The following is a 12,922-nucleotide window of genomic DNA, read 5'->3' on the forward strand; positions in this document are numbered from 1 at the left end:
CCCCTCTCCGCCGGGGGATTCCCCTAGAGTCGAGATCATGAGCGACGCGCAGACCCCGCCCATGGCCCACGCCAGAGCCGCAGCCGGAGCGCTCTTCTTCGACGACCGCGGCCGTGTCCTCCTGCTCCAGCCCGCCTACAAGGAACACCTGGACATCCCAGGTGGGTATGTGGAGCCGGGGGAGACACCGTTTCAAGCCTGCGTACGCGAGGTTCACGAGGAACTCGGCATCCAGCCGCCCATCGGAGACCTGCTGGTGGTCGACTGGGCACCCCATCCCGCCGAAGGGGACAAGGTCCTGTTCGTGTTCGACGGCGGGACACTCACCCCCGCCGTCGTCGACCGCATCACCCTTGAGGCCGAACTCACCGGATTCGGCTTCCACCCCGTCGAGGAACTCGCCCAGCTACTCATTGAACGCCTCGCCCACCGGGTCACTGCCGCCGTCACCGCCCGCAGACTGGGCCGCACCCTCTACCTGGAACACGGCGAGCAACTGCCGGAATGATCTCCGCGTCCGAAGCCTTCGCTGTCCGGGTCATCGACGCCATGCGTGACGATCAGATGACCGCCGTCCGCCACCACGACGGTTTCCGTCTGCTCTAAGCCGGAAGTCCCGTGACCTGCATCGCGGCAGACTGCCGAATTGTTCTTGTAGGGATCAAGGGCGACGCTCCGCGCCGCCTCGCGGCCCTGCGCCCGCTCGGCGGCCGGGCATGCGGCCTGGGGGCCGGTCCCAGCCGCCAGCGTCTCAGGTCGCGAAAGATATGAGCGTCCACCCAAGCATTATGGTTTGTTGCTGATCTGCACACTACATATTAGCGATGTCTGTAATCACTCTTATTCTTTGGGGTTGAGATGGAGAATTTATATACACCCGAGAATCCGCAAGCAACCACAATATCCGGATCAAAAATTGCCGCCCCCCATATGCTAGGTATGAGACGCACTACTGTAATGCATCTGTTTGCGTCATCAGCTTTCCATAAACGCACTGTCCCGTCGTCAGAGGCGCTGGCCAGCCAGGAGCTATCGGCAGCAATCGCCACTCCGCGCACCCAGTTGGTGTGGCCTTCCAGAACCGCACGTTGGGTGCCGTCGGCATTCCACAACCGTACTGTTTCGTCAGCAGAGGCACTGGCCAGCCAGGAGCCATCGGCAGCAATCGCCACCGCATGCACCCCATTGGTGTGGCCTTCCAGAACCGCACGTTGGGTGCCGTCGGCATTCCACAACCGTACTGTTTCGTCAGCAGAGGCGCTGGCCAGCCAGGAGCCATCGGCAGCAATCGCCACCGCATGCACCCAGTTGGTGTGGCCTTCCAGAACCGCACGTTGGGTGCCGTCGGCATTCCACAACCGTACTGTCCCATCATGGGAACCACTTGCCAGCCACGAACCATCCGCAGCAATCGCCACCGAATTCACTGCGTCAGCTTGCCTATCCAAGACTAAATACTGACCGTCATTCGTAGAAATCATCTCCTCATTCGCCGGTCCAGTGTGGCCTTCCAGAACCGCACGTTGGGTACCGTCGGCATTCCACAACCGTACTGTCCCATCATGGGAACCACTTGCCAGCCACGAGCCGTCGGCAGCAATCGCCACCGAATTCACTGCGTCAGCTTGCCTATCCAAGACTAAATACTGACCGTCATTCGTAGAAATCATCTCCTCATTCGCCGGTCCAGTGTGGCCTTCCAGAACCGCACGTTGGGTACCGTCGGCATTCCACAACCGTACTGTCCCATCATGGGAACCACTTGCCAGCCACGAGCCGTCGGCAGCAATCGCCACCGAATTCACCCAACTGGTGTGGCCCTTTAGAACCGCACGTTGGGTACCGTCGGCATTCCACAACCGTACTGTCCCATCATGGGAACCACTTGCCAGCCACGAGCCGTCGGCAGCAATCGCCACCGAATTCACCCAATCAGTGTGGCCCTCCGCGGCCGCAGGTACATGGCTATTGGCCTCCCACAACCGAACCGTCTCATCGGCGGAGCCGCTTGCTAGCCACGCCCCATCCACAGAAATCGCCACCGCAACTATCGGTCCGGTATGGCCTTCCAGAACCGCACGTTGGGTACCGTCGGCATTCCACAACCGAATCGTATGGTCATATGAGCCGCTGGCCAGCCAGGAACCGTCGGCAGCAATCGCCACCGCATGCACCTCGTTGGTGTGGCCTTCCAGAACCGCACGTTGGGTACCGTCGGCATTCCACAACCGTACTGTCCCATCATGGGAACCACTTGCCAGCCACGAGCCGTCGGCAGCAATCGCCACCGAATTCACCTCGTTCGTGTGGCCTTCCAGAACCGCACGTTGGGTACCGTCGGCATTCCACAACCGAATCGTATGGTCATATGAGCCGCTGGCCAGCCAGGAACCGTCGGCAGCAATCGCCACCGCATGCACCTCGTTGGTGTGGCCTTCCAGAACCGCACGTTGGGTACCGTCGGCATTCCACAACCGTACTGTCCCATCATGGGAACCACTTGCCAGCCACGAGCCGTCGGCAGCAATCGCCACCGAATTCACCCAACTGGTGTGGCCCTTTAGAACCGCACGTTGGGTGCCGTCGGCATTCCACAACCGTACGGTTCTGTCACCAGAGGCGCTGGCCAGCCAGGAACCGTCGGCAGCAATCGCCACCTCAGTTACTAAGCTGGTGTGCCCCTCTAAGACTGTGCGTAAACTGCCATCGACATTCCACAATCGCACTACCCGGTCGTCGCCAGCGCTGGCCAGCCACTTCCCGTCCACGGCAATCTTCACTGTAGCTACCGTGTCGAAATGACCATTCAAAGTTCGAATTACGGCAGAGTTCCTACTTTCTGGAAGCGGCCAAGCTGGCAGCAGAAACGGCCCATACTTCTCGCGCAATTCGGATATCTGCTTCTGAAAATTCGGCAGGACAATCAAATGGGTTAATCGATTCCCTTCGGAAAGTTCGCCAGATTCCAGGTCGCTCAGTAGATGGCCTACCTGTGCGACCAGTCGACGAGTCTTAACCGCTCCGGGATCCTGTGAGAAAGTAAGATCAGCTTCTAAAGCGAGGGCTCCTGATTTAGCCAGCCTAGCGAGTACCCAGCGCACATCGGTGATTAGCACATTCAATGCCGCTTCAAGGCCCCCTTCGGCCAAATGATAGACAAGTTGATCCCATAGGAAATGTCCATCCGGTAGCCGCCACCAATCGCCGATTCTTCCTTCGTCAGCGGCCACTAGCTCAGCTGCTTTGTTGATCAACGCCCGGTTGGCCTGAGTCATCTGCTCTGGCCCCAGACCGTCCTTAGAACGGATAAAGTCCCGCACCACGTCATGCAATGCCACCACTCGCTGTCGGCCTTCCTCCCACCGCAACGACACCAGTGATAGCCCCGCCAGCTCCTCACACAACCGCTGGGACTGTTCCGAGGTTAGGCTCGCCGTCCCTTGCCACAACAGCGCCACCACATCGAGCGGGACATCGACGTCTTCAGCGAAGATCCCCAACTCCAGGAATCGCTCCCGTTTCTCCGTGTGCAATGCCTCCAAGCTGTAGTCGATGGTCGCCTTGACCGTGGTCTCCCGCTGCCCGCTGTCGGTGATGTCCAGCGCTGTCGGCCCCGCCTGGCGCAATCGAGCAATAGCCTGTTTGGAGGCAGCGTTCACCTGCGCGCCCTGGTTAACGTCCTCGACCAGCCGAGCATTGGCTAACGCCAGCAGCAGCGGCCATCCTCCCGTCACTTCCAACAGCTGCCGCCGTAGGTCCGTCTGGATGACCGGCAGGTTGCGGCCCAGCAGTCGAGCCGCCACCGTAGGCGTCATCGCGTCTACGTTAACTTTGGTCGCCCCATCGGGAAGTGTTCGCGGCCGACGGGTTGTCACTAACAGTCGTGATTGTTGCGACACCGCTAAAAACGGCTCTAGCTGGACACCGGTCCAGACATCGTCAACGACTAGTAGCATCCGGCCTCGCTCGGCCATCAGCTCGGCCAGATGATGCGACAACTGCTTCAGATCTGTCATCTGCGGTACCTCGGCCGACAGCGTTTCGCAGATGCCACGGATCACGTCCGCGTTTTCAGTATCGGTGCGGTCCTGACCGATCGTGGCCCACACGATTCCGCCGGAGAAAAACCGGCGCACTCGGCGATCGTGACAAGCCGCCACCGCTAGCGACGTCTTGCCAAACCCGCCAGCCCCCCACAGTGCGGTTGTGACTCCCACAGTTCTGCTGCCCGGGCCTGTTAAAGCTCGCACCACCGCATCTAGCTCATTACGGGGAACCCATCCCTTTGGCATGGGTTGCACTTGGAACAGTTTTCCTCGCATGCGTCGTTCGGCGATCCGGCGTGCCAACCACGTCAAGTACACCGCTATCGCAGTCACCGCGACTAGACCGGTGATCCACACCATCTGGTGATCGGTGACCGTCGAAGGAAAATAGTCACTGACCACATTAATTGGCAAACCGACTGCGATGGTGAGCACGACCAGCACCCCGGCGGTTGCATGCGCGGCACGCTTACGACGAGTCATATCCCCACCTCGACAATGGCGGCCTCCGACCGACCAACATCCCGATTATCGAGTCTCAACGTACCCAGTGGCCCGACCTTGCGCAGGGCATAGCCAGACAGGCACCGTAAATCGATATCGGCCGTCAACCTTGGTCCAGGCCGTCACCCCGCCAACGGCAAGGCGGAGATCCTTCGATCAGGACAGGGGGCAGCAGACCAGTACTGCCCCGACGATCGCCTCAGGATGGTCGATCACCGTCGGTAGTCGGGGGCAATCGACGGTCCGGGACTTCGTTCCTCAGCCCCAGCTCACCGAGCAGCGTGTGACCTCGACGTCTCGGCCACAATGGTGGCCAAGACATAGAAGCCGTTCAGAGCGATCTGCGTTATCACGTCAAGCTGTACTCGCCCCTCCGCCAAGGTGACCATGGGCCTCGAAGTACCGGTAACTGAGATCCTGCAACCAGACTTGTTCGAGACTGGCCCCGATCTCCGCCTCCGAGCGTCTGCGGATGGGTACGCAGGTGGCCACGATCAGGCTGTTCGTGTCACTGGTATGGCGGACCTTTACTTCCCTGACCACAGGTGAGAGCCACAGATAGGCATCAAGATCCATCGACATACCGTCGAGGTAGCCTCCACTGCTGGGGAACGCCTCACTCATCAGACGCTGCTTCGCCGCCCGGAACTCGGAAGACTCCATCGGTACAACCTGTCACCTCCGCGCCCAAACATGATCACCCGATGACAAGGCTCCAGTCCTTGGTTGCAGTTCTAGTTGCAATCCAGCACCGTCTGGTCCCGTTCCATCTGGACCGCCGCGCCCTGTTGGCCCAGGTGGAACTGATCTGGACGGGTGAGGAGTTCAGAGCTGCTAATGCGGTTTGGGCGCCGTTCCCACGTGCGACCGTGCCCAGGCCGTACGACATGACCGACACCGGTCAGAAGCGGATGCGTCTCCTGCGACTCGGCCCCGACATTGCTGGCAAACTCGATCGACCCGTGTGGCGCGGCGAAGAAGGGCATGCCTCCGGCGGGGGCGCTCAGACTCCGGGATGATCGCCAACCCGGGTGCGTGGCCGCTGGCTGGTCAGTGGCTGAGGTGGGCCTGATCGTCCCGCCCGCCATCGACCCGGACAAGCCCAGCAGACCAGGGCCACGGGGCCAAGGTCGTTCGTCCGGCAGGGCGCTCCACCTTGACCCCGTGGCCCTGGCCCGCTCGCCCTTCAGGCGGGTCGACGGCAGACGGGATGATCAGACAGGGAAACGTGCGGGCAGGAGCCCGGACCAGGACAGGGACACATGATCGCCATGCGATTAGCGTGCGATTAGACAGGAGAACGAAGGGGCAACCACGGTCACCCACGACCGCGCCCAGCCGCAGATCAGCACCCCTACGAGGCATGATCGTTGCAATTCCCAAGCTGACAGTGCGGGTTCGATTCCCGTCACCCGCTCGCGGTAGGCCCTGCTCGGCGACCTTCGGTCACCTTCGCAGGGTCTTTGTATTTATCTGGGGGACGACCCCCAGACCCCCGCAGGCGAGAGGGACTCCGTTCCCTCGCGCTCCCCTGGGGGACTCACTCCGTGCTTTGGTCAGGGTCGCTCCAGGAATGGTTCCTGTCCACGCCGTGCCCGTCACGTGCCCGTACGGATGATCTTGGTCGTTTTCGCGATCTCGGCGAATTTGCCGATCGATGGTCCGGGACTTTGTTCCTTAGCCCCGGCGCACCGGATACCTCATCCTCTGGCGGTACAGGCTCTCGTATCGATGATCAGAAATTGTCGTACTCGCCTGCTTCACTCCACTTCGAGACATACCGATCGATCCACGCGCATCAAACCGAGAAGAGGCTGAGATCGCTGGGAGAACTCATCACCTACCTGTTGGAGGAGGCCCATGACGACCGCTGGATGGTCGTCGACGGTGCGGTCATCAACTACCAGGAGACGGCCCCGTGGGAGCAGGAATGGATGGGGCGGCAAGAGGACTGGATCGAGATCGGCCCCAACGCCCTGGTCTGCATTACTCCCCAGGACATCACACCACATGTCCGGCTTGAACTTTGGAGTGGTCAACCTCCCGCACCTGAGTCGGCTTGGGATCACTCATGGACCGGCGAGATCTTCTTTCGGTCGGGAAAGATCCAGCTCAGGGAGTTCTACAACACGGAGTGGGGTGTGCACGAGGTTCTTGACCTGGGTCACCGGGATGCCACCTGGCTCATTCGGGCACAGCACAAGACATTGGAGAATGATCGGGAGAGCGACTTTCCTCGTGACATCTACCGAGCCGAGATCTACAAGTTCCAGTTCTGGCGGCCGACCCTTCAGCAGGGGAGCTGACCGGCAGTCGTAAGTCATAGGAGAGGCAGGGTCGGTCTACCACGGAGCACTCCGAGTCCGGATGTCGTGCCCGTTGCGTGCCCGGCAGCAGAGGGAACAAGGGGACTCACGGGGAATCATAGTCACTCTCCCCGCTCCCCCGCAGGTCAGCGTTTCGCCAGGTCAGTGTCCAGGCGCGTTGGAGACTCCCCAAGCTGACAGTGCGGGTTCGATTCCCGTCACCCGCTCGCGGTTAGCCTTGCTCGGTGACCTCCGGCCACCTTCGCAGGGCTTTTGCGTTTATCTGAGGGACGACCCCCAGACCCCCGCAGGCGAGAGGGGACTCCGTCCCCCTCGCGCTCCCCCTTGCCCGGGTCGGGGTCGGGAACGATCAATCCTAGATTGGTTCTTTGTCCTTCGTGCCCGTTGCATGCCCGTGCGGTTGATCGTCAGGGTCGGTCAGCCGGCGGCCGATGGGCCGCCTGGGGAGATCAGTCCGGTTTCGTAGGCCAGCACGACGGCCTGGACACGGTCGCGGAGGCCGAGTTTGGACAGGATGCGGGCGATGTGGGTTTTCACCGTCGCCGCGCTGAGAGTCAGCCGATCGGCCAGTTCGGCGTTGCTGAGGCCGGTGGCGAGCAGGCGTAGCACCTCCAGTTCTCGAGGCGTCAACTCGGACAGATCGCGGTGGAGGTCGGCCTTCACCTCGTCACGGGGCGCGAAACGCTCGATTAGGCGGCGGGTGATGGTCGGCGCGAGCAAGGCGTCGCCGGTGCGCACCAGACGTACCGCGGCCACCAGGTGCTCGGGGCTGACGTCTTTGAGCAGGAAGCCGCTGGCGCCGGCGGTGAGAGCGGCGTAGACGTAGTGGTCGAGATCGTAAGTGGTCAGGATTACGACGCGGGTCTCGTTCACCTCACCACGCATGATCTGACGGGTGGCTTCGATGCCGTCCATCCGCGGCATCCGGATGTCCATGAGCACGACGTCCGGCCGGGTGCTCCGCACGGCGGCGACCGCTTCGGCTCCGTCGGCCGCCTCCGCCGTCACCTTGATGCCGTCGGCGGCGAGGATCATCCGAAACCCGGTGCGGACCAGCGTCTGGTCGTCGGCGATGACCACGCGCAGCGGCCCGCTCATACGGCGGTCCATGGAATGCGGGCCGTGACCCGATATCCGCCTCCGGTGCCGGCCCCGGCGACCAGGGTTCCGCCGTAGACGGCCAGCCGTTCACGCAGCCCGATCAGCCCGCGGCCGTTGCCGGCCCGCGGCTGGGGGCCCGGAACGCCACCGGTATCGGTGACCTCGATCTCCAGCCAGTCGCCGCTGTGGCCGATCGCGACGGACGCCGCCGCTCCGGCCGCGTGCTTCATCGTGTTGGTCAGAGCCTCCTGCACGACGCGGTAGACGGTGAGGCCGACCCCGTCGGGCAGGGAGTCCGGCGGGGAGAGTGCGACGTCCACCGACATCCCCGTGGCGCGTACCCGCTCGATGAGGCCGCCGAGTTGGTCGAGTCCGGGTTGCGGTTCAAGCCCGTCGTCCCGGCTGTCCGTGCGCCCGCCTTCCGCCCCGGCGAGCAGGCCCATGACGTTGCGCAGTTCGGCCATGGCGGCTCGACCGCTGCTTTCGATGGCGAGCAGCGCCTGTTTGGACAGTTCCGGCTCGGCGTCCATCACTTTGCGCGCCGCGCCCGCCTGGATCACCATCACGCTCACATTGTGGGTCACCACATCGTGGAGTTCGGCGGCGATCCGGGAACGTTCGGCCTCGACCGCCTTCCGCATGGCGTCCTCCTGGGCCTGCCGGAGCTCGGTGAGCCGATCCCGGCTCCGGCGCAAGAACCGGATGACGCTCGCGCAGACCCCGGCGCTCAGCAGGACGACGTAGGGCCCCAGCCAACCGGGGAGACCGGGGAGGCCGGCCACGACGTCTCGGTCCACGACGCCGGCGAGCACGGCCGCGAGCAGGAGGCCGGCCACTGCGGGCACTCGGTTGCGGCTGTGGGCGACGGCACTGTAGCCGGCGATCGCGCAGGTCAGCACGGTGATCCACGTCTCGCCGCCGTTCGTGGCCAGCACTGCGAACACCACCGCCCAGAAGGTGGCGAGCGGATATCTGCGCCGGGCCGCCAGCGGTAAGGCGGTCAGCGCCACCAGGAGCGCGGGCGGCCCGTACTCATTGGAGGCGGCACCGGTCGGCGGGTGGATCTGCGCCGGGGCAGGCGACCGGACGTCGATGCTCGTGTGCGGTAGCGCCGGAGGAGACGGAACTGCTGGAGGAGAGGGCACCGCCGGAGGAGACGGAACTGCTGGAGGAGAGGGCACCGCCGGAGGAGACGGAACCACCGGAGCAGGCCTTAGTTGCAACGACTCGATCAGAGGGTGCGACTGCACGTCGACGCGATAGGCCGGGCCCGGGAGGCCCTCCGCCGCCATCAGTGCGGCAACGGTCAAGATGATCGCGAGCAGCGCGTCGGCGGCGAGAGCCCGGTAAGACGGACGGGCGATTCGCGGTTCCGGCCGCAATATGTCCCGCACGTATTGTCGCCAAAGCCGTCGTTCGTCTGCTGCCACCAGCACATTGTCACGTTCGCATGACCTACCGCACATCGTCGTCAGTGACCACGGCGGTGGCCGTTGGGAGTACATCGCAGGGATGAGGCCGCGGGCGGGTCGTTCTGCGGAAGCCTCCAATACAGGTACAACGGCCGACGCGCGTGGATATCGACCGCCTCTAGCCTCGTCCCTGCCATCAGGCCGACGCGGGACTTCCCCGTCAAAGCGGCTGTCTCAATCGGAAGGACGGACACGTTCATGGGTCATGTGACAGGGCCGGTGGATACGGGCATGCGGTACGGCGGCGCGGGCGCGCCGTCGTACACCGCCGGGAGAGAGGCGTCCGCCGCAGGGCGAAGCACCTCCCGGGGCAGAAGGAGCCGGATCCTGCGCAGCAGTGTGGTCGCCGCAGGGTTGCTTGCCTTCATGGCCACCACATCGACCGCGTCCGCGCAGTCCGCGCCTGCCTCGTCCGAGCCGGCATTGGGCAGCACGCTCTACCTGCCCAAGCCGACGGGTTCGCATCCGGTCGGCACCACGTCCCTGTACCTGAAGGACACCTCCCGTTCCGACCCCTGGGTCCCTTCGGTGAAAGCCCGGGAGCTCATGGTTTCCCTGTGGTACCCGGCCAAGTCGCCGGGCCGCAAGCGGGCCCCGTACATGACTCCCAAGGAGTCCGAACTCCTTCTGAAAAGCGGAGGAATCACCAGCGTGCCGCCCGACGCGCTGAGCAAGACGCGGACCAACGCCTTCACCGACGCCGGCCCGGCAGGCCGCAAGCGCGGTCTCCCCCTCATCGTGCTCTCCCCCGGCCACAGCAAGCCCCGGACCGAACTCACGGCGCTGGGCGAGGATCTGGCGAGCCGCGGCTACGTGGTGGCCACGATCGACCACACCTACGAGAACGTCGCCACGACCTTCCCCGACGGACGGGTCACCACCTGCGTCACGTGCGAGATCGACAAGACCCCGGCGTGGTGGGAGAAACTGGCGCAAGGCCGGGCGTCCGACGTCTCCTTCGTGCTCGACCAGTTGATCGGGTCGAACACGAAATGGAAGGGAGCCCGGCTGATCGACCCGTCGCGTATCGCGATGGCCGGTCACTCCGTCGGAGGGGCGAGCGCCATCGCGACCATGCTCAAAGACTCCCGGGTACGTGCCGGCGTCAACATGGACGGCACCACGGAGGTCCGGATCCCGGACGGCGGACTGTCGCGGCCGTTCCTGTTCCTGGGCAAGCCCGCCACTTACACCCCGGGTCAGGGAGAGGCGGCCGCCACCTGGGAACGTGACTGGAAGCAGCTGAACGGCTGGAAGCGCTGGCTCCTGGTGACCGGGGCCGAGCATACGTCCTTCACCGACTTCGGCGTGCTGCTCGACCAGGTCGGTATCGACGTCGGCGCCGACATCTCCGGTATCCGCGCCGTGGACATCACCCGCGGGTACGTCGCGGCCTTCTTCGACCTGCACCTGCGTAGGCGGCCCCAACCCCTGCTGGACAAGCCTTCGACCCGCTACCCCGAGGTCAAGCACTGCTCGGTCGAGACGAGAACCTGCCAGTAGGACGCTGTCTGTCGCGTACCCATGCGGTTGATCTTGATTCTCTCTTACGGGCTCAGCCGGCTCCCGTACAGCGGCATGCGGCCTGGGTGATGTGGGTTCCGACTGGATCTGTACGGGCCTGCTCTTGGTCGATCCGCAGGTCGGTCGGGCGGGGAAAAAGCGGCAACTCCAAGATCGCCACCCAGCGTGATCTGCAATACCTGGTCAGTGCTGTGCCCGTACCGCCCACGGCCGGAGCTTCTCGGGGTTGCGTACGGCCCAGATGTGCTTGATCCTGTCGCCTGCGACGTCGAAGGCCATCACCGTCACGGTGACGCCTTCGTGCTGAACCACCAGGCCGGGCCGGCCGTTGACCGTACGTTCCTGCTCGTCACGTGACGAGCAGGGCAACGCACCCATCTTCCTACCTGTCACGACCTCTATCGGATTTCAGCGTTACGAGCGGGATCTGGCCGGGGGCGACGGCGAGGCATCCGCAGATGCGGCCGAGGAGATCCGGGCGGGCATCGCGTCGGCAGGCGATGCAGACCGCCGACGCGCGGCGACGACCACTGCGGCGGCCGCCACGAGTGTGAACACCGCTACCCCCGCGAAGGCGATCAGTGTCTGCCCATCGAGACGGGTCACCGGTATGCCGCGCTTCGCCTGCCAGGTGAGCACTGCGAACACACCGGTGTAGCCGAGGCCGGCGACGCCGACCAGCCGGGCCCGGACCCGCTCGTCTCGGAGCCAGCCATGACTGGCCGCGAGTACACCCAGAATCGCGGTGATGAGCAGCAGCACCTGGATGGCGTGCAAGCCGACGAAGTGCGGTACGCGAAGGTCGCCGCCGGTCGTACTCCAGTTGGTGAGGAACATTCCGTTGCCGTCGGGGTCGCCGATGCCGTGGCCGCCCAGCATGGACACCTGGTTGCCGTTGGCGTCGGTCACCGTGCGGGGTGCTCGGCCTGCGGAGTTGCTGAGCCAGAGGGCCACGACCATGCTGGCGACGGCAAGCCCGAGCCCGGCGCGCAGGGCACGGGTCATGGCACGGTCACCGGTGCGTTGGATCAGAACCAGGACCGCGATGATCAAAGTGATCAGCAGGAGCGGCATGACGCCGATGGAGAACACCGTCCGCACAGTCTGAGCGACAGGCTCGGCGTTGGTGTTGAAATGGCTGAAGGTGCCGTGCGCGGCGGCATACACAACGGCACCGACGTCCAGCAGACCGGCGACCGCGAAAACGGTGCCGAGCCACCAGCCGAATCGTCTGCCCTTGCTCAGCCGGCTAAGCAGCCACGCCAGCGTCAGGCCGTACACCCCCATGGCGAAGCCGAACTTCATCGGCTTCACCCAGACCGATTCGCCCATGAGCAGGCGATCGTCGACGAGCAGACCGACCGCGGAGACCAACGTCACGGCGAACAAGAGCGTGGCGTTCGCCACCAGCGGGCGGTGCCAGCCGCGCATCGCGCTCAGACATGTTGCAAGGATGGTCAACGGGCACTCCAGACGAGGATCAGGGGGTCGTAGTCATCTGGACGAGCCCACCTTGGCCAATGCCGATTGGTCCACCAACCTAGGCAAATGCGCATTCCATCGCCATCCGGTACGTCCCTGGACACGACCGGGGGTTAACCCCGGCAGTCAAGCCGGGGTTGACCCTGACGCGACCCCGCAGGCGAGAGGGAACTCCGGCCCCGCCGGTCCCGTACCGAACCGAGCAGGTCGAGACAGATACGGCCGGCGACCTTCGTCACCCAGGCGCCGGGGGATTACGCCTTGCGGATCGAACGGGTGAGCTCCGTGGGCGACGTGATCCTCCGAGCATTGGTCCTGACGGGTGACAGGCATTCGCGGAGCGTCCGGTGCGGCACCGGTACCACGTGCTTGTCAAGACGCTAAGAACATCGCGGAAAAGCTCCTGTTATGGCCTCCTTGTGGACCCTTGTCGCGCTCTCCCGGCGGCGTTTGGATCAAGGAGTGA

At 64.0% G+C, this 12,922-nt stretch carries 9 protein-coding genes; 3 read left to right on the forward strand and 6 right to left on the reverse strand.

Going from position 1 to position 12,922, the window contains the following annotated elements; all coding sequences use genetic code 11:
- The first annotated feature begins 37 nt into the window (after window positions 1-37).
- Entirely contained in the window at window positions 38-508 is a 471-nt protein-coding gene (locus tag RUR_RS31295; protein WP_283138823.1) for an NUDIX domain-containing protein, read from the forward strand.
- Window positions 509-818: 310 nt separating this feature from the next.
- On the opposite strand, the gene RUR_RS31300 is transcribed toward RUR_RS31295, so the two are convergent.
- Entirely contained in the window at window positions 819-4,529 is a 3,711-nt protein-coding gene (locus RUR_RS31300) for an NB-ARC domain-containing protein (protein ID WP_283138824.1), read from the reverse strand.
- Between the two features lie 375 nt (window positions 4,530-4,904).
- Window positions 4,905-5,213: a hypothetical protein gene (locus tag RUR_RS31305; protein ID WP_283138825.1), complete on the reverse strand. Its 309-nt coding sequence runs from the start codon at window positions 5,211-5,213 to the stop codon at window positions 4,905-4,907.
- 1,079 nt (window positions 5,214-6,292) lie between these two features.
- Here RUR_RS31305 and RUR_RS31310 point away from each other — a divergent pair.
- Window positions 6,293-6,856 (forward strand): hypothetical protein, encoded by a 564-nt coding sequence (locus RUR_RS31310; protein WP_283138826.1) that lies wholly within the window; start codon window positions 6,293-6,295, stop codon window positions 6,854-6,856.
- Window positions 6,857-7,294: 438 nt separating this feature from the next.
- On the opposite strand, the gene RUR_RS31315 is transcribed toward RUR_RS31310, so the two are convergent.
- Both RUR_RS31315 and RUR_RS31320 read right to left on the reverse strand, forming a co-directional pair.
- Complete coding sequence (locus RUR_RS31315) at window positions 7,295-7,975, reverse strand: response regulator (protein ID WP_283138827.1); 681 nt, start codon at window positions 7,973-7,975, stop codon at window positions 7,295-7,297.
- Window positions 7,972-9,123, reverse strand: a complete 1,152-nt coding sequence (locus RUR_RS31320; RefSeq protein ID WP_283138828.1) for a sensor histidine kinase — start codon at window positions 9,121-9,123, stop codon at window positions 7,972-7,974. Before RUR_RS31320 ends, RUR_RS31315 begins: the two co-directional genes overlap by 4 nt.
- 525 nt (window positions 9,124-9,648) lie before the next feature.
- Here RUR_RS31320 and RUR_RS31325 point away from each other — a divergent pair.
- Entirely contained in the window at window positions 9,649-10,953 is a 1,305-nt protein-coding gene (locus RUR_RS31325; protein ID WP_283138829.1) for an alpha/beta hydrolase family protein, read from the forward strand.
- A gap of 204 nt (window positions 10,954-11,157) precedes the next feature.
- Here RUR_RS31325 and RUR_RS31330 read toward each other — a convergent pair whose 3' ends face one another.
- Together RUR_RS31330 and RUR_RS31335 are read right to left on the reverse strand one after the other, a co-directional pair.
- Window positions 11,158-11,352: a hypothetical protein gene (locus tag RUR_RS31330; RefSeq protein ID WP_283138830.1), complete on the reverse strand. Its 195-nt coding sequence runs from the start codon at window positions 11,350-11,352 to the stop codon at window positions 11,158-11,160.
- Window positions 11,353-11,388: 36 nt separating this feature from the next.
- Window positions 11,389-12,435, reverse strand: a complete 1,047-nt coding sequence (locus tag RUR_RS31335) for a hypothetical protein (RefSeq protein WP_283138831.1) — start codon at window positions 12,433-12,435, stop codon at window positions 11,389-11,391.
- Between the last annotated feature and the right edge of the window lie 487 nt (window positions 12,436-12,922).

The organism is Rhizohabitans arisaemae (assembly GCF_025996515.1).
In the GTDB taxonomy this organism is placed as follows: Bacteria; Actinomycetota; Actinomycetes; order Streptosporangiales; family Streptosporangiaceae; genus Rhizohabitans; species Rhizohabitans arisaemae.